17 protein-coding genes are annotated in these 20,731 nt (G+C 33.5%); 15 read left to right on the forward strand and 2 right to left on the reverse strand.

Annotation, left to right across the window (positions count from 1 at the left end; all coding sequences use genetic code 11):
* Positions 1–3: 3 nt before the first annotated feature.
* The gene (locus tag CKF54_RS03180; RefSeq protein ID WP_222987491.1) at positions 4–1,068 is read left to right on the forward strand and encodes a PotD/PotF family extracellular solute-binding protein; all 1,065 of its coding nucleotides are present in this window, start codon (positions 4–6) and stop codon (positions 1,066–1,068) included.
* 567 nt (positions 1,069–1,635) lie between these two features.
* A complete protein-coding gene (locus CKF54_RS03185; RefSeq protein ID WP_119524839.1) occupies positions 1,636–2,409 on the forward strand; it encodes an acetoin reductase in 774 nt (257 codons plus the stop codon).
* Between the two features lie 227 nt (positions 2,410–2,636).
* Here the strand turns inward: CKF54_RS03185 and lolB are convergent, their stop codons facing one another.
* Positions 2,637–3,272 (reverse strand): lipoprotein insertase outer membrane protein LolB, encoded by a 636-nt coding sequence (gene lolB / locus CKF54_RS03190; protein ID WP_119524840.1) that lies wholly within the window; start codon positions 3,270–3,272, stop codon positions 2,637–2,639.
* A gap of 465 nt (positions 3,273–3,737) precedes the next feature.
* Between lolB and CKF54_RS03195 the strand changes: the two genes are divergently transcribed.
* The 11 genes from CKF54_RS03195 to map all read left to right on the forward strand — a co-directional run bounded on the left by CKF54_RS03195 (position 3,738) and on the right by map (position 16,022).
* Positions 3,738–4,667 (forward strand): ABC transporter ATP-binding protein, encoded by a 930-nt coding sequence (locus CKF54_RS03195; protein ID WP_119524841.1) that lies wholly within the window; start codon positions 3,738–3,740, stop codon positions 4,665–4,667.
* A 183-nt stretch (positions 4,668–4,850) separates the two neighbouring features.
* Positions 4,851–5,720 (forward strand): ABC transporter permease, encoded by an 870-nt coding sequence (locus CKF54_RS03200; RefSeq protein ID WP_119524842.1) that lies wholly within the window; start codon positions 4,851–4,853, stop codon positions 5,718–5,720.
* 8 nt (positions 5,721–5,728) lie between these two features.
* Positions 5,729–6,763: an endolytic transglycosylase MltG gene (mltG, locus tag CKF54_RS03205; RefSeq protein ID WP_119524843.1), complete on the forward strand. Its 1,035-nt coding sequence runs from the start codon at positions 5,729–5,731 to the stop codon at positions 6,761–6,763.
* 216 nt (positions 6,764–6,979) lie between these two features.
* A complete protein-coding gene (gene tmk / locus CKF54_RS03210; RefSeq protein ID WP_119524844.1) occupies positions 6,980–7,723 on the forward strand; it encodes a dTMP kinase in 744 nt (247 codons plus the stop codon).
* A gap of 9 nt (positions 7,724–7,732) precedes the next feature.
* The gene (locus CKF54_RS03215) at positions 7,733–8,848 is read left to right on the forward strand and encodes a hypothetical protein (protein ID WP_119524845.1); all 1,116 of its coding nucleotides are present in this window, start codon (positions 7,733–7,735) and stop codon (positions 8,846–8,848) included.
* A 14-nt stretch (positions 8,849–8,862) separates the two neighbouring features.
* Positions 8,863–9,642: a TatD family hydrolase gene (locus tag CKF54_RS03220; protein ID WP_119524846.1), complete on the forward strand. Its 780-nt coding sequence runs from the start codon at positions 8,863–8,865 to the stop codon at positions 9,640–9,642.
* Between the two features lie 5 nt (positions 9,643–9,647).
* On the forward strand, positions 9,648–10,733 hold the full coding sequence (prfB, locus tag CKF54_RS03225; protein WP_119524847.1) for a peptide chain release factor 2: 1,086 nt from the start codon (positions 9,648–9,650) through the stop codon (positions 10,731–10,733).
* Positions 10,734–10,830: 97 nt separating this feature from the next.
* Complete coding sequence (gene lysS / locus CKF54_RS03230; protein ID WP_119524848.1) at positions 10,831–12,336, forward strand: lysine--tRNA ligase; 1,506 nt, start codon at positions 10,831–10,833, stop codon at positions 12,334–12,336.
* Between the two features lie 66 nt (positions 12,337–12,402).
* Entirely contained in the window at positions 12,403–14,814 is a 2,412-nt protein-coding gene (locus CKF54_RS03235) for a 1-acyl-sn-glycerol-3-phosphate acyltransferase (protein ID WP_119524849.1), read from the forward strand.
* Between the two features lie 17 nt (positions 14,815–14,831).
* A complete protein-coding gene (locus CKF54_RS03240) occupies positions 14,832–15,185 on the forward strand; it encodes a YqcC family protein (protein ID WP_119524850.1) in 354 nt (117 codons plus the stop codon).
* 15 nt (positions 15,186–15,200) lie between these two features.
* Positions 15,201–16,022 carry a type I methionyl aminopeptidase gene (map, locus tag CKF54_RS03245; RefSeq protein WP_119524851.1) on the forward strand — a complete coding sequence of 274 codons (822 nt, stop codon included), beginning with the start codon at positions 15,201–15,203 and terminating at the stop codon, positions 16,020–16,022.
* A 67-nt stretch (positions 16,023–16,089) separates the two neighbouring features.
* Here the strand turns inward: map and CKF54_RS03250 are convergent, their stop codons facing one another.
* Positions 16,090–17,601 (reverse strand): alanine/glycine:cation symporter family protein, encoded by a 1,512-nt coding sequence (locus CKF54_RS03250; protein ID WP_119524852.1) that lies wholly within the window; start codon positions 17,599–17,601, stop codon positions 16,090–16,092.
* 763 nt (positions 17,602–18,364) lie between these two features.
* Between CKF54_RS03250 and CKF54_RS03255 the strand changes: the two genes are divergently transcribed.
* Both CKF54_RS03255 and CKF54_RS03260 read left to right on the forward strand, forming a co-directional pair.
* Positions 18,365–19,087 (forward strand): cytidylyltransferase domain-containing protein, encoded by a 723-nt coding sequence (locus CKF54_RS03255; protein ID WP_119524853.1) that lies wholly within the window; start codon positions 18,365–18,367, stop codon positions 19,085–19,087.
* A 22-nt stretch (positions 19,088–19,109) separates the two neighbouring features.
* Entirely contained in the window at positions 19,110–20,681 is a 1,572-nt protein-coding gene (locus tag CKF54_RS03260) for a hypothetical protein (protein WP_119524854.1), read from the forward strand.
* Positions 20,682–20,731: the final 50 nt, after the last annotated feature.

The raw sequence follows: 20,731 nt of genomic DNA on the forward strand, positions 1-20,731 counted from the left end.
AAATTGAAAAAATTATTTCTAGCAAAGGCTTTTACAGCTTTTGGGGTTTCACTTTTTTCATTATCTAATCTTAACACAGCTTTTGCAAATCAAGATACTCCAGGAAAAGTTTTATACGTTTACAACTGGACTGAATATATCCCTACAGATGTATTAAAACAATTCACTGATGAAACTGGTATCCAAGTTCGCTACTCTACTTATGAAAGTAACGAGGAGTTATACTCAAAGCTAAAGCTTGTTAAGGGAGAAGGTTATGATTTAATCTTCCCTTCTAGTTATTACGTTAACCTACTAAAAGATGAAGGTTACCTACGTAAGCTGGACCACAGCAAGATTAGAATGGATAACGTTCTTCCTGAATTATTAAAACATGAGTATGATCCAAACAATGAATACTCTATCCCCTATACTTACGGTTTTACTACTTTAGCAGTTAATACTAACATGTATGACATTAAAGAAGTGACTAGTTGGAAAGACCTGTGGAAACCACAATACAACAACATCACTTTATTAAACGACGTGTTAGATAACTTCTCTATGGGTCTTTTAGCATATGGTTATGACCCTAACAATGCTACAGACGAACAAGTAGAAGAAACTTTTGAGCATTTAAAAGTTCTTTCTAATAAGGTAGTACAATTTAATTCTGACTCTCCAGAAGTTCCTTACATTGAAGGACAATCAGGCATTGGTATGATCTGGACAGGTTCTGCTTTCCGCGCGCACTTAGAAGGCAACTCTGAAATAAAAGTTGTTTACCCTAAAGAGGGAGCTATCCTTTGGATCGATAACTTTGCAATTCCTGCAAAAGCGAAAAACGTAGCAGGTGCCTATGAGTTTATTAACTTCATTCTTCGCCCTGATATCGCTTTAAGAATTGTTGAAGAAATGGGTTTCCAAACTTCAAATAGCAAAGTTAAAGCTTTAATGCCTACAGAATGGCAAAACGATCCTGCTCTTTTCCCACCAGAAGAAGTTTACAAAAAAGCGATTATGAACAACATTCCAACTTCTCGCTTAGAATTCTTTAACAACTTCTGGAATCGTATTAAAGTAGAATAACTTATTTTTTTAACGCTTTATAATTGAGATTTTTTAATGCCCATAGTTAAAAACTATGGGCATTAAGCTTATTAATCCCTACAGAGTTATTAGAGGTGGAGCATTAACTAAGCTCAAAGCGTATCATAGCATTATAGTAAAACGAGGTTTTGCTATAACCTCACAATAATAAATAAAAATAAATCAAATTAATTAACTAAGCAACTAGTTATAAAAATAACGGATAAATTTTATTTCTTTTATTTTTAACTAATCCCCTAATTACCTCAAAAATTAATTTTTGAACTCTTTTGATCAATAATTAGTCTACCAGCTTATCACAATTGTGATATAAATCACAATTTCACAACTTTTTGTTGCAGATTATAAATATTTAAATAAAATAATAATTACTACTTTATTTACCGGTCAAATTTGACCTTGTTAAATATTAAATTATGTTTAATCCATTTCATTTAATCATTAGGTAAATGGGTATTTTCTCGTATAGATTTTTTTCTGACCATTAAATCTATATTTGTTTTAACTATTTTATTTAAATCGTTTTTATGATTTAAGGAGTTTATAATGTCACAAAGAGTTGCTGTTGTAACCGGATCAGCTGGAGGCTTAGGAAAGGGGATAGCCCTCAGACTTGCTGAAGATGGATTAGCTATAGTACTTCATGATATCAATAAAGAACTTTTATCTGTAACAGAAAACGAGTTTAAAGAAAAAGGCTATAATGTTATAGCTGTTGTTGGTGACGTACGTAAAAAGTCCGACATTGACAATCTTGTAAATAAAGCAGTTGAAGCATTCGGTTCGGTAGATGTTTTTGTCAACAACGCTGGAATAGAGTCAGTAGAACCTTTAGAAGAAATAACATCAGAGAAGTTTGATCTTGTTTTTGATGTTAACGTTAAAGGTGTACTGTTTGGGACACAGGTTGCTGCAAAACAAATGAAAAAGCAACCGACCGGCGGGAAAATAATTAACGCTTGTTCTATTGCAGGACATGAGTCTTATGAAATGCTTTCTCTATACTGTGCAACTAAACACGCAGTTAGATCATTTACACATTCTTCAGCTAAGGAATTAGCTAGATATAATATCACCGTAAATGCTTACTGCCCAGGTGTAGCTGCTACAGCTATGTGGGATCGCATTGATGAGGCTTTTGTAAAACATAAAGGTTGGGAACCTAAACAAGCTTGGGATACATTTACTAAAAACATCTTAGTAGGTCGTCCTCAGGTAGCAGATGATGTTGCCAAACTTGTTAGTTTCTTAGCCTCTACGGATTCTGACTATATTACAGGTCAAACCATCCTAACAGATGGTGGAATGGTGTTTAGATAGGCTCCTCATCTTCTATCATCATAAACTAGACATTATTAAAGAGATTAGCTGGCATATCTTTTTTAATAACCGTTCTCATTATTCATAATTTTAGGAGTTATAATAATCATTAATTTAGAATTTGCTTTGTTGTCTAAATTATTGATATCTATAACTTATATTTAACAAACATAAAATTTTGAGGGATCAGCTTTGCCACTGATCCCTTTTTAATTTTTTATTCAATTCTACTTTTGAGTTAAGTCTAAATTATAAGGCTCAAGGATACGGATACGTAAACTATTGTCACCTCGTTTAATACTTATTGCAGTCGGAACTATTACTTGCCCATCAAATTTATAGTTTCCATAGGTGATAAATGTATCATTATTGTAAACTTGGCTACTTAACACATTTCCCACCACCTGAACATCACTACTACCCTCTAACGGCATTCCCAAGATAATCTGCTTTAATAAATCTAAAGGTACAGCAAAACCAAATAAGGCAATCGTAAATTCACGCTCATTATTAGCATAGTAAGTTTTACCATCACTAGAATAAATGTATCGACGATCCTTTTTTTCCACTTTTGCTACTTTAGTTGAATAAGGAATATTTAAACTAACTTGATAATTACCATTTGCTAGATAATCAAGAGTAAAAGTAGTAGATGACCTATCTTCAGCTGTAATAATCCCAACTTGTCCCGATAAATCAAGACTAGCAATCTGTTGCAATTTTGTTTGATTTTGCGTAAAACTTATATCTTCAGTTCCAGCTGTAACACTAATTGGTTGCTTAGCGCTCTCTGGCATAGTCGTACAAGAAGCTAAAAAGGTTGCTGCTCCCAGTACTAAAAGAAATCTGGTAAATTTTTTCATTTTCTTTTCTCTGCATAGTTTCGTCAGATTAGTCTGATCTATTATATCCTAACTTTAATTTTCGCAAGCGGTAACCGTTATGATTCTAATTAACATTGCTAGAATTATATTAACCGCCTTTATGACACCTCATAATCTTGAGCTGTCATCCAAATGCGTTTCTCCTCAGTTCTCCTCAGTTCTCCTCAGTTCTCCTCAGTTCTCCTCAGTTCTCCTCAGCTACTCCTTTGTTACTCCTTTGTTACTCCTTTGTTACTCCTTTGTTACTCCTTTGTTACTCCTTTGTTACTCCTTTGTTACTCTCACGGAGAATATCTAAGAGCCTATATATCTAGAGTTTATTTACTTTAAATTAACTATTTTCTAACTAATTAAATATAAACTTAAGGTAGCTTTTGCAAATATTTGCTATAATATTTTAGGTTTTACATATATACGAACGTCAAAACACAAAAGGATATTTTTATGACTCAATATGCGTTAGAAATTGAAAATCTAACTAAAGTTTATGATGGAGGTTTCCAAGCCCTAAAAAACATTAACTTAAAAATCAAAGAAGGTGACTTCTTTGCTCTTTTAGGTCACAATGGTGCTGGTAAATCTACAACAATTAACATTATTAGCTCTATTATCAGTAAGACTTCAGGAAAGGTAAAAGTATTTGGTCACGACCAAGATACAGATATAGTTGCTTGTAAAAACAACCTTGGAGTTGTTGCTCAAGAAATTATTTACGATACTAACTCTAACCTTTTAGAGGGATTAATTGTTCAAGGTGGATACTATGGTATTCCTTTCCATGAAGCAAAGATTAGAGGCTTATATTGGTTAGATAAAATGAACCTACTTGATAAAGCACAGAATACAACTCGTGAATTATCAGGTGGTATGGCACGTCGTTATATGATTGCCAAAGCTCTAATGCACAACCCAAAACTACTAATTCTTGACGAACCTACTGCAGGGGTAGACGTTTCTTTAAGACGTGAAATGTGGGATTTCTTACAAGAAATTAACAATCTTGGCATTACAGTTATCCTTACTACTCACTACTTAGAAGAAGCTGAATACCTATGTAAAAATATTGCTATCATTCAAAATGGTGAAATTAAAGTTAACACCAGCATGAAGCAATTAATTACTTCAGAAAATGATGATCAATATACTCTAGACATTAGTGGTTACACTGATCAAAAACTAGAGTATCCAGGTGTTATTTTTACTTTAAAAGATAATAATACGACTCTAGAAATCATCATCAATAAAGAAATTAGTATCTCTAAATGTTTTAACTATTTAGATTCTGTAGGGATTACCATTCAATCTCTAAGAAACTCACAAAACCGTTTAGAAAGAATCTTTATGCGTTTTGAAGACGCTACTCATAAAGAATAGGTTATTTTTAGTTGACTAAACTTTAATTTTTTAAATAGCAAATTCTTTGAAAACCAATTACCAATTGTTTTTCAAAGAATTTCATTTTATTAGCGCTCAACTAAGCTTTGTCGTACCTTAGTTAACTAGTTAGCAGGTTTAATTACAAAAGAATCTCATACCTTTATAAAAATATATCCCTATATGAAACTGTTTTCATTCTTTGGTTCTAAAGAGGTTCAAGAGTATCACAAGTTAAAACAAAATAGTTACGTTGAAATGATGCAGACTCGTAGTCATAGTCAAATCACTGCTAACTCTATCTTGGCTATTTTAATCTCTGAAATTAGTCGCAACTTAAGTGAGTGGATTGAAAATCTTATCAATCCTATAATTAACTCTTTACTATACATTGTTGTCTTTGGTTTACTCCTTGGAAGCTTTATAGATAATATCGGAGGCGTTAGCTACTCGACCTACATTCTTTCTGGTTTTATTATTATGAATGTAATTAACACTAGTTATGATGAAGGCTCTTACTTTATAATGCTCCACAAGTACTCTAAAACTCTACAGGATTTACAATTAGCTCCTGTGAGTGTACATAATATTATCTTTGCAACTTTCCTCGCTAGTTTACTTCGAGTTACCTTTATCAGTACAACAATCTTTATTTGTTGCTCTTTATTAATTGGTTTTAACCCAATTGATAACTTCTTTATGACTTTAGCTATTTTCTTATTAGCTACCTTCATTTTTACTTTACTAGGGTTGATTAATGGGGTGTTATCGCAATCATGGGAACAGCTAACCTTTGCTTTAACCTTTATTATTACTCCCCTAATGTATATTTCTGGGATTTTCTACGAAATTAGCTCAGCTCCTATGGGGTTACAGCTAATTAGTTATGTTAACCCTATTAGTTATATAGTAGATGGCTTTAGATATGGCATGATAGATGTGCGTACTTTAGAATTACCTTTCTATATCCACTTTAGCTTTCTCGCGATAACTGCAGTTCTTTTATACTTCTTAACTTGTAAAGTATTTAAACGCAAGTTAAACATTCAGTAAATTTTCCTATGAAAAAGATAATTACTTTACTTTTAGCCTTGGTTATTTTAATCGGAGCTTTAGCTTTTGCAACATACAACTATGCTCTTAACCTCGGCAAAGTTAGATTAATTAACAATAACCAACCTTTCCAGGTGGTAAAAGGAGATAACTTAACCAAAGTTATTCAACGATTAATCGGTAACGAAAATAGTTTACGCGTTAAACTCTATATCTACCTCCACCCAGAATTTAATAATTTAAAACCATCTTATTTTGACTTAAAAAGTACGCGCAATCTAGAAGAAGCTTTACAAGTTTTAAATAGTGAAAAAGGTATGATGGTAAGTGTGCGTCTAATTCCTGGACGTACATGGAAGCAATGGAATCAAGCATTTACTTCTTTAGACGCTAATGTAAGTAATGACATCCAAGGTCTTAGTCAAGAACAAATTGCTTCTAAACTAAACCTAAAACCAATTTCTGGAGATAAAAGTTTTAAATCTTTAGAAGGTTACTTTGCTCCAGATACTTATTTAATTGATTATAAATCTCCATTATCTCAAGCTTTAATTGTCTCTAATCAACATTTAATGGCTAATCTTGAGCAAGCGTGGAATGCACGCAATGCTTTAAGCATGGCAAAGTCTCCATATGAGCTATTAATTCTTGCTTCAATTATTGAAAAAGAAAAAGGCAATGATGAGGAAGCAAAATTAATCTCTTCTGTTTTTAACAATCGTTTAAAAGCAAATATGCCATTACAAGCTGACCCTACAGTAATTTACGGTATGGGAGATAAATATAAAGGCAATATTACGCGCAACGACTTAAGAACCCCAACTCCGTATAATACTTATACAATTCCAGGGTTACCACCAACACCAATTGCTATGGTATCAAAAAATAGTTTAATGGCTGCTGCCCAACCTGCTGACACTAAGTATTTATACTTTATGGCTGTATTTGGTGAAAATCGTCACGTCTTTGCGACTAACTACAATGATCATTTAAAGAATGTTGATACTTTTAACCGTGAGTATCGTCAAAAATACGGTAAATAAAATTACCTCTCTTTAAATTATCTGATTTAAAATTATAAGTTTTAACTACTTTTCAAGTTGTTAGCCTGCTCAATTCATTTATGAGGCTAACTATTGTCACTCAATATTTTTACTATAGTTAATCACAAAATAAGCTACAAAAACCACCTGGGTAGCTATAAAGTATTTTGTGATTAACAACATATTTTTACTAGCTACCTAAAGGTTTATGAATTCATGAACTCTTCAAACCCACAACTAGAAGCTTTATTTCCTATCATCCAAGAGAAGCTTCAAGGTAAATATATAGTTCTAGAAGGCTTGGATGGTTCTGGAAAGACTACATTAAAAGACTCCCTCGAAACGAAATTAACCAATACTTTTAGTGTACGTGAGCCTGGATCTACAGACTTTGGTGAAAGTATTCGTAATATTCTTCTCTCAAGCCCATTTAAACTTCAGAGTTTAACTGAGTTCTTCCTGTTCATGGCTTCTCGTAATGAACTTTTAAATCAAAAAGTTATTCCGGCTTTAAAAGAAAACAAAATTGTAATCTCCGATCGTAGTTATATTTCTTCCTACGCTTACCAGGCTTATCCTGCACAAATTTCGGTTGATTACTTTAACCAAACTGTAGAGCAAATTTACGCTACCACAAAAATTGATTTAATTATCTATGTAGATGTTCCATACAAAGTTGGCTTAGATCGCTCTTCAGCGGTAAGAGACAAAGATAATATGGAAGCAAAAGGTGACAGCTTTTATGCACAAACTGAAGCAGGATATAAGCAATACCTAGATAACTTTAAATCTACAGCTACAAGAATCGAGAATTTAGCTTATCTTGATAGCAATACTAGAGGGTTCGTTGAACTTTATAAAAATGATAAAGGAACTTATCTAGCTGTATTAAATGCAGAGCAAAGCTTTACTACAGTGTATCTTACTTTAGTGCAAACTCTTGCTTCACTTGAATTTTAGGATTAAATTATGCTTGCACAATACCCTTGGCTTCAAAAAACATATCAGTTTTTAGTAGACTCTTATCATAATGCTAAGGCACATCACGCATACCTCTTTATTTATGAGGGGCAAATAGGTCAAGAACACCTATTTAATCTCTTTACCCGTTTTCTTCTATGCAAAGAAAACCATAATAGAGAGCAAATCTATCCTTGTGGACAATGCCGTGCTTGTCAAGCATATAATCTAAATTCAAATTCTGATCTATATGATCTTCAACAAGGAGATGCGAGTAAAAACATCAGCATAGATAGTGTGCGTACAATGATTGAACGTATTGAACTCGAGCCTGTCACTTCAGCGCAAAATGTTGTAACTATTTATGACGCCTCTAAGCTCAACGTTTACTCTGCTAATGCTATGCTAAAAACTCTTGAGGAACCACCAAGTCATACTCATTTTATTATTGGTTTACCTTCAGGATACTCAGTACTTCCTACTATTCGCTCCCGTTGCATGGTGTTAAATCTTGATAAGCCAACCGATGAGCAAATTGAAGAATTTCTTACCGTACAAGAAATTCATCAACCAAATCGAGCTTATCTCAAAGCATTAGCCCCAAAACAACCTGCGCTAATGCTGAAAATGCAACAAAAGGAATTTCCACAAAAGTTTATTGAGTTAAACTTTAAGTTGCACGAACTATTTAACACCCTTGAAGTTGCAAATTTTATTGAAACTTTTGCAGCTAATGATATAGAAGTTTTTACCTGGCAAGTTGAAGCGTTAAGCCAAATCTTTACTTATATAGGTAAACGTTTCTTGGTGTTGGGACACCCAACTCAAGATTCGCTTGAATTAGTGCTTAGCTATGAGACTGATTCTTCTCTCTACCAAACAGTAGACTATTTAAGTAAAAATCTTGGAGATCTCGATAATGTTGATAAATTGTATGATCTCGTTGAACGCCTCCAAGTTATTAAAACTCAACTTGTGCACTTTTCTCCTCAATTAGCAGGAGAAAATTCTCTTAAAGGTATAGCTTACAAAATTGCTTCTTTAATTGCTCTCTTTACTTATAGCTTAATGAATTCAAGTAATCCTGAAGAGTTTTACTTAAAACAATTACAGAAGCAGGATTAACATCAGAGGAAAAAATGCGCATTATTGACACCCACTGCCATTTAAATTACTTAAACTACGAAACTGAACACAAAGATCTTGCCGATGTTATTACTAAAGCTAAAAACAGAGGCGTAGAAGAAATTATTCACATTTCATGCATGCAAAAAGAATACGAGGAGATTAAAGATCAATATCTACAATTTCCTGAAATCTATTTTGCTCTAGGTATCCACCCTAGCCATGCGCATGAAGAAAAGCTTGATGTCGCTAAAATGCGTCAGCATTTTTTAGAAAACAAGCGCTTAGTTGCGGTTGGTGAAATTGGTTTAGATACTTACTGGACAAAAGAACATCTTGAAGTGCAAAAAGAAACCTTTGCTCAACAACTAGAACTTGCGGCAGAGTTAGATTTACCTGTAATTATTCACACTAGAGGCGATATCTCTCCAGTTACCTTAGATATGATCGAATCTTCTAAGGTTCGTAAAGGCGTGATCCACTGCTTTACGGAAAACCTTGAAATTGCGCAAAGATCTTTAGCTCTTGGCTTCCACATTGGAGTTGGCGGTATAGCTACTTTCAAAAATGCGACGGAATTACGTGAAGTATTACAACAAGTTCCAGTAGAGAGAATTCTAACTGAAACTGATGCACCTTATCTCGCTCCAGTGCCAAATAGAGGTAAAGAAAACCAACCTGCATACACTGCTGATGTAGTAAATTACATTGCAGCTATGTATGGCATGACTCCAGAACAGTTTGCTGCGCAAACTTTAGCTAATGCTCATCAATTATTTGCAATTAAAGATTAACTTATATGCTAGAAAATATTAATGTAATTGGCTTAGCTGATGATCTTTTAAATCGTGTTGCCAGCCTCAAAGTTTACTTTGCTTTTGATACTAAAACAGAGCGCCTCGAAGAAGTAAATCTCTTATTGGCAGATCCAAAGGTTTGGGATAATCCAAGTAATGCCTTAGAGTTAGGTAAAGAAAAATCTAGCCTAGAAAGCATTGTTGACGTTCTAGCTAGTTGCCAAGAACAAATCGAAGAAAATCGTGAATTCTTTGTAGAGCTTGGTGAAGATCAAGAGCTTGTTTACCAAAATCTACTTCAAATCCAAGAGAGTATTGAAGAGTTAGAATTTAAAGTAATGTTTAACAATCCGCACGACAAGGCAAATTGTTACATTGACTTCAATGCTGGTTCTGGTGGTACGGAAGCGCAAGACTGGGCAGACATGCTTATCCGTATGTACAGTAAATGGGCAGAAAGCCATAACTTTAAAGTAAGTGAGATTGATCGCCTCGATGGTGATGTTGCCGGAACTAAACAATGTACTTTATACATTGAAGGTGAATATGCTTATGGTTACTTACGTACAGAAACAGGTGTGCACCGTTTAGTACGTAAAAGCCCATTTGACGCAAATAATAAACGTCATACTTCATTTGCTTCAGTTTACGTTCACCCTGAAATTGATGACAGTTTTGAAGTGGATATCAATCCTGCAGATTTAAAAATGGATGTATATCGTTCATCTGGTGCAGGTGGTCAACACGTTAACAAAACCGAATCTGCGGTACGTATTACTCATATTCCTACGGGAATTGTTGTGCAGTCACAACAATCTCGTTCTCAACACCAAAACCGTGAAATCTGTATGAAGCAGTTAAAATCTCGCCTCTATGAGTTAGAGATGGAAAAACGTCGTGCAGAGCAACAAAGCACTGAAGATAGTAAATCTGAAAATGCGTGGGGTTCACAAATTCGTTCTTATGTACTTGATGACTCACGTATTAAAGATATGCGTACTGGAGTAGAATCATCTAACCCTACTGCGGTATTAAATGGTGATTTAGATAAATTTATTGAAGCTCAATTAAAAATGGGTATTCAATAAAATCCCTACTTGTAAAAGTGCTATTTATGGTAAAATATATTACTGTTTAGAACTTTAAACTATTAATTTTTATAACTTTTAATTTTCATATAAATCTATGTCAGATCAAAATTTAAATCAGCAAAATGATATTGCTAATGAATTTGAAGCGCGTGCAAAAAAACTAGACGAGTTAAGAGCTCGTGGTGTCGCTTTCCCTAATACTTTTAAACGTGATCACTATTCAACTGAATTACATGAAAAGTTTGATCAAGTAGAAGCTGAAACTTTAAAAGAACAAGCAAACCAAGCAAAAGTTGCTGGTCGTGTAATGTTAAAACGTTTAATGGGTAAAGCTGCGTTTATTACTATCCAAGATGGTAAAGGTCGTATTCAAGCTTACCTAGCAAAAGATCTATTAGGTGAAGATGTTTATGCATACTTCAAAGACTATACTGATTTAGGTGACATAGTTGCTCTTGAAGGTGAAGTATTTAAAACTAAAACTGGTGAACTTTCAATTAGAGCAAACTCTTTCCAAATTTTAACTAAAGCATTACGTCCATTACCTGATAAATTCCACGGTTTAGAAGATCAAGAAATTCGTTATCGTAAAAGATATCTAGATTTAATTATGAACGAAGATAGTCGTCGTACTTTTGAAATTCGTTCTAAATTAATTAGCAAAATTAGAAACTTCTTAACTGATCGTGGTTTCTTAGAAGTTGAAACCCCAATGCTACACACAGTAGTAGGTGGTGCTGCAGCTCGTCCATTTATCACGCACCACAATGCGCTTGATATGGATATGAATTTACGTATCGCTCCAGAGTTACACTTAAAACGTTTAGTTGTTGGTGGTTTCGAGCGTGTATTTGAATTAAACCGTAACTTCCGTAATGAAGGTGTTTCTGTACGTCACAACCCAGAATTTACTATGATTGAATGGTACTGGGCATATGCTAATGTATTTGACAACATGAAACTAACAGAAGAGTTACTAGAGCACTTAGCTTTAGAACTTCTTGGCACAACAGATGTTCCTTACGGTGAACACGTGTTCAACTTCAAAGGTCCTTTTGAACGTTTAACTATGGTTGAAGCTATTATGAAATACGCTCCAGAAATCACTGAAACGCAAATCATGGACGAAGCTACATGCGAAAGTCTATTAGCTCAACGTGGCATTAAACGTGAAAAATCATGGGGTCATGGTCGTTGCATTTCTGAATTATTTGAAGCAGTAGCTGAAGAGCACTTAATTCAACCTACATTTATCTACTCTTACCCACTTGAAGTTTCACCTCTAGCTCGTCAAAATGATGAAAATCCGTTCTTTACAGATCGTTTTGAATTTTTTATTGGTGGTCGTGAAATCGGTAATGCTTATTCTGAGCTTAACGATGCGCAAGACCAAGCTAGACGTTTCCAAGATCAATTAAAAGCTAAAGATCTTGGTGATGATGAAACTATGGATTACGATGAAGACTTTATCGAAGCATTAGAGCAAGGTCTTCCTCCAACTTCAGGTGAAGGTTTAGGTATCGATCGTCTAGCTATGATCTTCTCAAATTCACCTTCTATTCGTGATGTTATTCTTTTCCCAGCAATGCGTCATAAATAGTAACCGTTTCACAGAAGTTAATAAGCCAAGATTCTTGGCTTATTAACTTCTTTCTAATTTATTTGTATGTCAAGTTTCTTATTTAAATTAACTCGCTTACGTAGTATAGTTAAAGAGGATATAGCTCATAACTTAACTCCTGAACAAAAAGTTATTTATATCCTGCCTTACGATTCTTCTTTAGCCTTAGAAGCTTTAGCAGCTACTGTTAAAAACAATAATCTTCCTTGGGATAAAAATTTAATCAGTCACCAAGGCTATGGCAAATTTAACAATGCTCCTGTAATCTTTATTCAAAAAGGTGGTTACTTAACTGCGGAAAAAAATCCTTTACATCCACAGTTAAAAAATGACTTAGTTAAATTATTTGCTCAAGAAGATTTAGTTTTTGTTATGGCTTACCCACAATGGGGAACTAATATAATTACTAAACCAAGTGTTGAACCTAACGCTTCTGCTCTAACTAAAGCTTGGTACAGTTTAACTTCATTCTTAAACTTCCGTAAGTTCTTCTATTTAACTCTATATGCTAAACAACCACTTGCAGATCTAATTAACATCATGCTCTCAAGTGAAACTAGTACAAACTTAGAAGTGCTACATGAGATTGCTCAAGAATTAAACGAAGGTACAAACCTTACTTCTCTTTCTTCAGAGCAACAAAAAATTATTGCTCATAGCTTAGCTAACCATCTCTATAGCAAATATCAAGATATCTTAGCTCGCCGTAATAGCAATAAACCAGTAATTAAACGTAAAAATCTAATTACTTCTGTAATTAGTGACCCTCAGGTACAAGAAGCGTTAAGCAAAGGTAAAAAAGAAGGTAAAAATAGCAGTGTAAAAGACACAGTCTCTGCAGTTGCCCAACAACAAAAACAAGCTTATGCTTTAATTGAAGAAATTGCTGCTGATCCAAAATTTAGAACATTAAAGTCTTATGACTTTGTGTTAGAAAAATTATGGAATCGTTTCTACTCTGGGATTAGTATTAGAGGACTAGATAACTTATTAGAAATACTCTATAAACAAGATAACGTTTCTTTAACCTATGTTTCTACGCATAGATCTCATATAGACTATTTACTTTTAAGTTATTTACTTAATAACTACGGAGCGATAAAAACTCCTTTAATTGCAGCAGGGATTAATTTAAACTTCTGGCCTGTAGGAAAAATCTTCCGTCGTGGAGGCGCGTTCTTCTTACGTCGTAGTTTTAACAACTATCTGTATGCCGTTGTTTTCAAAACCTATATTGCGGAATTACTTAAAAACAATCAAGACACCGAATTCTTTATTGAAGGTGGACGTTCACGTACTGGTCGTCTGTTAGTACCAAAAACTGGTATGTTAAACATGATGCTAAATGGCTATTTAAAAAATAGAGAGATTAACCAGTATTACGTGCCGATTTTCTTAGCTTACGATAAAGTTTTTGAATCAAAAACTTATGTCCAAGAGCTTTTAGGAAAAAGTAAAGATAAAGAGAGTGCTCTCTTAGTTTTACGTAATCTTTCTAAACTTAAATACCAAGGGCAAGTGCATGTAAATTTTGCTCCGCCTCTAGCAGTGCGCAGTTACTTACAAGAATACTGGCCTAGCTGGCAAGAAGATTTAGAAAACAATGAAATCAACAAAGTAGGTTTTGAAGCTACCTCAAACGCCTTAGCGCGTGATATTGCGATTTCGATTAATAGCAATGCAAGTATTTCAGCTAAAGCATTATTTTCAGCAGCAATCTTTAATACAGATGGTAAATATGACCGTGAGCAATTACACCAAGATATAGATTTTATTCGAAGTGTAATGCAACAGACAATTACCTTTAACCCAGGTTATGCTGTATGTGATACTGCTAGCGATGAGTTAGTTACAGACATTCTTAAAGTTTGTCATAAAAATATTCAGGTTAAAGATAATCAACTTGAAATATCAGCTGAAGCTTTAGCTGAATTTAACTACTATCGTAATAATGTAGAGCATTGTTTTATTGCTCCGTCATTAGCTGCAATTAAGCTTGAAAAGAATATTGATGATGAAAACTTAAAAGGCTTTTGTCATTACTTTAGTGAGATTTTTAATTTAAATAGTTTTACTAATTTCACTGAGCAAACTCTATTTAATCAAGTTAAACACTTTGAAAGCATCTTAAGTGAAAATACCTCTGAACAAAGACAAATCTTAGCTAAACAGCTTTATACTTACCTAGTACAAATTGATACTTTTATCTCAACTATGGTAGAAGCTTTAAATAAACTTAGCCAAGAAGCTAAAGGTATTGAGCACTTACAACTTTCAACCATTAGTCCACAAGTAATTGCTAAACTTAAAGAACAAAAAAGCATTTACCCAGACTTTGCTGATAAAACAACTATCAATCAATTGCGTAATGCCTTTGCAACTGCAAACACATTTAGCAATATTACTCCAGATCAATTAGTTGAAGCATTAAGTCATGTGCACGTGTGGCTAAAATAAAGAATGAGGTGTAAGCTATGCCTAACAGCATTGAACAACAAATTACGCAACATTTAAAAAATACTCGAGAATTCTTAGAGAACTCTCAGCAATTTAACTCTCAAGCTATCTCAGCTGAACAAAGAAAATATCAAGAACCTTTTGGAATTGATAAAATGGATCCCGAGCAATGGTTTTTACATATTTACTTAGACTATGCTCTCATTTGTTTACAGCAAAAGAATATGGAATTTTTTAAAAACATTGATGGTTTTTCCTATTTCTTTGAGTATACTTGGGGACAACAGGAACATGAAGATTTTGCTACCGCAATTTCTTTAATCCGTGAATACGAAAATTTAGTTAAAGCTTTTAATTCACAAAATAACTAATAGGCGTTAAAAATAATGAGTACTAAAAGAGAAGATGGCATTGTTATTTATACTGCCGAAGAAATTGAAAAAATTCGTCAAGCTTGTGCTTTAGCTGCTCAAGCTCTAGAATACATGGAAGAGTTTGTTAAACCTGGAGTAACAACTGCAGAGTTAAACGATATTGCCCATGAATACATGGTGAACGTACAAAAAGTGACACCAGCTTGTTTAAACTACCGTGGTTTTCCAAAATCAATTTGTACTTCAGTAAATGAAGTTATTTGTCATGGTATTCCAAACGAAAAACAAGTTTTACGTGAAGGTGACATTTTAAATATCGATTTAACGGTAATTAAAGATGGTTACTATGGTGATAACTCTAAGATGTATATTGTTGGCGGCAAAACTAATCCACGTTCACAAGAACTAGTTGACGCTACTTTAGAATCTTTATATGCAGCTATTCGCATTTGTAAACCAGGTGCGAAATTTAACGAAATTGGTGAAGCGATTAGTAAAGTGGTAACTCCACATGGCTTCTCAATTGTTCGCAGTTACATTGGTCACGGTATCGGTAATGAATTCCACCATGCTCCAGAAGTTTTACACTACCCAAATAACTGGGATAAAACAATGGAAGTTGGTATGGTGTTCACTATCGAACCTATGATTAACGCTGGTGACTGGCGTGATCGTACTTTAAAAGATGGTTGGACAGCAGTTACTCGTGATAAAAAAGATTCAGCGCAATTTGAACACCAATTAGTGATTATACCAGGTGGTGTTGAAGTTATGACTATCCGTAAAGAGGAAGAAGAAGCTGGTCGTATTCAACGTATTATGATTAACGAATAAACATTTTTGCTAAACAATAAAAAAGGCTATGATTTTACAATCATAGCCTTTTATATTGTGATATTTTTTAACGATGGTTTTCAGTATCATTTGCTCCGAAAATCTTATAACCAGTTTTCTTATGAATACCATCATCAGCAGTTTCGTCTAATTTACGAGACCAGATTGATTGGTGGTATAGTTTATCTCTTAAAACAGGGTATAAGTCAGAGTTGAACAGAACCTCGTATTTTTCGTCTTGTTCTTTTTTGTTTAATTGACGTTTATAATCATCAACTAGTAATTTTACTTGTTTCCATAGTAAAACAATCGCTACTAAGTTTAATAAAGTCATAATAGCCATTGCAAAGTCTGCAGCATTCCACACGCTTTCTGGTGAAGATACACTTCCCACGTAAACAATACCACACACTGCTAGAGTGAAAACAATACGTACAAATTTACTTTGCGTAAAATATTTTAATCCTGATAAAGAGTAAGCAAAGTTACCAATGATCGAAGAGAAAGCAAATAAGAAAATAATCACTGACATTGCAATTGAAGCCCAATCACCTAATGAGGTAATTACTGATTGAGATGTTAAAGCAGCATTGTCATAGTGAGTATTTGTGTAAATACCTGTAGTTAAAATAATTAACGCTGATAATGTACAAATAATGAAAGTATCAAAACAAACACCAATCATTTGTACTAAACCTTGTTCAGCAGGGTGTTTAGTTGAAGCAGTTGCTGCAATATTTGGCGCAGAACCCATACCAGCTTCATTTGAGAAAAGACCACGTTTAATACCGTAAGCAACAGCAGTACCAAATAAGCCACCAAAACCAGCTTGTAGGTTAAACGCACCTTCAAAGATAGATTCAAATGCTGGAATAATACGATCATAGTTAACTACTAAAACCGCTAAACCAATTAAAATATAGAATACTGACATTACCATCACAATGCTAGAAGAAGCACGTGATACAGCTTTTAAACTACCAAAAATAACAAAAGCTGTTAAAGCTGTAACAATAATAGCAGTAGTTGTTGTATTAATGTGGAAGTTAGCTTCTAAAGTATTTGCTATTTGGTTTGCTTGAATTGAGTTAAAAGCAAAGCCATAAGTGAATGCTAAACAGATTGAGAAGATTACCCCAACAATTGGTAATTTTAAGCCTTGAGCAATATAGAACGCTGGACCACCAACAAATTGCCCTTCTGAGTTTCTTGTTTTGTAAAGTTGCGCTAGTGAAGACTCAGCAAATGCTGACGCCATACCTAGTAAAGCCGCAAACCACATCCAGAAAATTGCACCAGCACCTCCTGCTGTAATTGCAGAAGCTACCCCAGCAATGTTACCAATACCAACACGCGAAGCTAAACCAGTCATGAATGCTTGTAATGGTGAGATATTAGTTGAGTCTAATGTTTTATTAGCCTGCCCTGAAAGTAGATTTTTTAAACCAATTCTAAAAAAGCGGAATTGTACTGCTCTAGTCACAAAAAAGAAAAACAGACCAACTCCAACTAAAGCTATAGGCAAAATAAAGTTTAACCCGTCAGAAAGCCAAGTATAAATTTTTAAGAGAAAATCCATAAAACCCCATTAGTATATGTGTATGTAAAAATTTAAATAAAGTTAATTACTTTCTATAACAATTTAAACCTCTAAAAATTAGAGGCTCTTGTTAAACTTTATTAAAATATATAAACTTATCTAAAGTTGTAAATAAGTCCAAAAAATAAAAAACAATAATATTGTATATTACCACAAGAGAAATTACTTTTAAAGCTCTGCAAGTAAAAAATTTATGTTTTTACAATAAACTATAAAAAATCTTAGTGCTTTTATAATAAAAACTCAATTTTATTAAAGTTAACTACAATAGAGTAGTACCTAAAATAATGTAGCAATCTCTTGATTACAGCTAAAGTAAAAACTTTTAACTCTCCATAAAATGATTTTATTACTATTTTTCAATAGCTTAATAATTAAAATAGAAAAGTAAATCTTTAAGAAAAATTAACCATACAAATTGTAAGACTATTTTCTCTTCCTACTTTATTGTCTTAAATAAGCTTAAATATCCTTCAGCAATCCTTAGGTACTTTTACTAGCTTCCATTCTTATCAAGATTAGCACTCCAATCTTATATATTAGCACTCCAATCTTATATATTAGCACTCCAATCTTATATATTGGCACTCCAATCTTATATATTGGTACTCCAATCTTTATACTTCTGATTACCGCTAGTACGCATAACTTAAACAAATACCTCTAAGCTAGAGTTTGTTTAAGGTTTCTTCAGGAAAATACGGTATAATTTAACTTATTAGTCACAACCTATTCAAATTCTATGACAAATCAACGTAAAGCTATTGTTATTATTCCGGTCAGAGGGAATTCAAAAAGACTTCCTGGTAAAAATATTAGAGAATTAAATGGTTTACCTTTAGTTGCTCACTCTATTCTATATGCAAAACTCTTCCCTGAAATTGTTAGTGAAGTATATATCTCTACTGACAATGAAGAGATTGCTGAAATCTCAAAAAGATTTGGTGCTAAGATTATTCATCGTCCAGACGATCTTTCTCAAGATACTACTCCAACCTTACCTGTGCTTACAGATGCTGTAGTACAAATTAATGATCCTAGCATCACTGACGTAATCTTATTACAAGCAACTAACCCATTACGTGAAAAGAATTTAATTAACAGTGTTTGGAAAATTTACACTAACCCAGAGTTAAAACTTGAAAGCTTATTCTCTGTAACCAGAAGCTACGCTAAACTAGGAAAAATTGTAGATAACCATTATGTACCATGGAACTACAAGATTGGCCAAAGATCGCAAGATTTAGATCCACTTTACTTTGAAGATGGCGTTATCTATATTTCGTCAGTTAAGAACATTTTAAATGGCGTTCTCCTTGATGAAAAAGCTTATCCTTATATCAATAATCATATCTCTGTGGATATCGATACTATTGAAGAGTTTGAACATAGTCAGTACTTATTTAGCCAACTAAATATTGGTTTAAATCAAGACAATGTTTACACTCCTTTAATCCAAGAGTAAAAGGTTTAATTTTTTAATTTCTATGTCTATTAAAATTTATTTAGTTGGTGGTGCCATTCGCGATGCTTTACTAAATCTAGAACCGAAAGAGTTAGATTTTGTCGTTTTTGGAGCAAAAATAGAAGAGCTACAAAAGCACCCAAATTTTACGCAAATAGATCCCAACTTTCCGGTATTTATCAATAAGGTAAATAAGCAAGAATATGCCTTAGCACGTCGCGAAGAAAAAACGGGAAGTGGTTATCGTGGTTTTAATTTTAGTCTTGAGAATGTTAGCTTAGCAGATGATTGCCAAAGACGAGATTTTACTATCAACTCCTTATATCTAGAAGTAGCTGATAATTTAGATACTTTAGTAAACTTAACTGGTGAGCAAATCCGTTTACAACGTGACAAGATTATAGACCCAACCGGTAAAGGTCTTAGTGATTTAGATCAAAGATTTCCTTTGCTTCGAGCAGTTAATCAAAACTTTTGGCAAGATCCGATTCGCTTCTTACGTGCTTTTCGTTTTGCCATAACAAAACTCTTTATTATAGATCCAGATTTACTATCGCAAGCCAAACATAATCTAGCTCAAGAGGATTTCCTTACTCTTTTTAGAGCGAGCTCTAAAGTACGTCAGGAACTAGAAAGTATTGTTAATACCAATAGAGTCTTTAGTGAATTTTTTCCTTTGCTTCAAGAAACCGGTCTCGTACAATTTAGCTATTTACCTGAAGCACCTGAAAATCTTTTTGTAAGTCAAAGCCTGTCCAATATTTTACCAATACCATGGTTTACAGCTTATCCTAACTTTATTGAAGAGTTTTCAGAGTTATTCCCAGTAAATACAAAGACAATCTTGAAGAAAATCAAAGAAGAAGTTCGTAATAATAGTGATGAATTACTTACAAAGAATCCATTACTCTATCTACTAGCTTACCTTTGTTTCAATGATTTTTGGCATGCTTATATAAGTAAAGATTACTCAAGTTTTACTCCATTAAAGGTAAAAGGTGAAGCTTGGCAAGAGTTATGTAACTCTTGGCGAGATCTATCTTTTGCTGGAACAATTTTCTTCAATCAACTAAGTAGTAAGGAAGAAGAGAATCTTTTTAAACTATTAAATAATTACGCAATTATTTTTGCGCAAGTAATTAATATTTTAACTCAAGGTAAAGCTTTTAGTAATATCGCGGAAACATTTAGTCAGACATTTATTCATAATCATCGACTAACAAACTTTTTTACTAAATCTCCATGGCTTATTCAAAGTTTACTTTATCCTTTCTTGACTAATTCTTTAGCACGTATTAAGGGAGAATATGAAGCTGATAACTTATTAAGCTCTTTAGATCTTAATCTTCTTTTAGCGCAGATTGCACAAATAAATCAAGCCTACTTTATCTGCCTTGAGCAAAGTGAAGAATTTATTCAACAAATCCTTACGAATAATAAAGTCCCACCAGCTCAAGCTTGGCAAGAACTCAAGCAAAAGCAAAGTGATTTATGGCAAAGCCTTTGCCTTGCTATGCAACAGCAAACACAAATTAATTTGAGCTCGGATAAAGAAGTGTCTTTTGCTCTGCCTCAAGCAAAAACAATTTTTTAGTAATCTCAGAAATTTTAGCAATTTTAGCAAGCTGAGAGATTGCTAAGATA

The sequence above is a fragment of the Psittacicella hinzii genome, assembly GCF_003585885.1.
Classification (GTDB): Bacteria; Pseudomonadota; Gammaproteobacteria; order Enterobacterales; family Psittacicellaceae; genus Psittacicella.

Bases quoted from the DNA above. Each gene is read 5' to 3' on its own strand.
- CKF54_RS03240 (WP_119524850.1), top strand. From the start codon at position 14,832: ATGCCTAACAGCATTGAACAACAAATTACGCAACATTTAAAAAATACT.
- map (WP_119524851.1), top strand. From the start codon at position 15,201: ATGAGTACTAAAAGAGAAGATGGCATTGTTATTTATACTGCCGAAGAA.
- CKF54_RS03195 (WP_119524841.1), top strand. From the start codon at position 3,738: ATGACTCAATATGCGTTAGAAATTGAAAATCTAACTAAAGTTTATGAT.
- CKF54_RS03235 (WP_119524849.1), top strand. From the start codon at position 12,403: ATGTCAAGTTTCTTATTTAAATTAACTCGCTTACGTAGTATAGTTAAA.
- CKF54_RS03250 (WP_119524852.1), bottom strand. From the start codon at position 17,601: ATGGATTTTCTCTTAAAAATTTATACTTGGCTTTCTGACGGGTTAAAC.
- CKF54_RS03220 (WP_119524846.1), top strand. From the start codon at position 8,863: ATGCGCATTATTGACACCCACTGCCATTTAAATTACTTAAACTACGAA.
- CKF54_RS03215 (WP_119524845.1), top strand. From the start codon at position 7,733: ATGCTTGCACAATACCCTTGGCTTCAAAAAACATATCAGTTTTTAGTA.
- CKF54_RS03200 (WP_119524842.1), top strand. From the start codon at position 4,851: ATGAAACTGTTTTCATTCTTTGGTTCTAAAGAGGTTCAAGAGTATCAC.
- mltG (WP_119524843.1), top strand. From the start codon at position 5,729: ATGAAAAAGATAATTACTTTACTTTTAGCCTTGGTTATTTTAATCGGA.
- CKF54_RS03255 (WP_119524853.1), top strand. From the start codon at position 18,365: ATGACAAATCAACGTAAAGCTATTGTTATTATTCCGGTCAGAGGGAAT.
- prfB (WP_119524847.1), top strand. From the start codon at position 9,648: ATGCTAGAAAATATTAATGTAATTGGCTTAGCTGATGATCTTTTAAAT.
- tmk (WP_119524844.1), top strand. From the start codon at position 6,980: ATGAACTCTTCAAACCCACAACTAGAAGCTTTATTTCCTATCATCCAA.
- lolB (WP_119524840.1), bottom strand. From the start codon at position 3,272: ATGAAAAAATTTACCAGATTTCTTTTAGTACTGGGAGCAGCAACCTTT.
- CKF54_RS03185 (WP_119524839.1), top strand. From the start codon at position 1,636: ATGTCACAAAGAGTTGCTGTTGTAACCGGATCAGCTGGAGGCTTAGGA.
- CKF54_RS03260 (WP_119524854.1), top strand. From the start codon at position 19,110: ATGTCTATTAAAATTTATTTAGTTGGTGGTGCCATTCGCGATGCTTTA.
- lysS (WP_119524848.1), top strand. From the start codon at position 10,831: ATGTCAGATCAAAATTTAAATCAGCAAAATGATATTGCTAATGAATTT.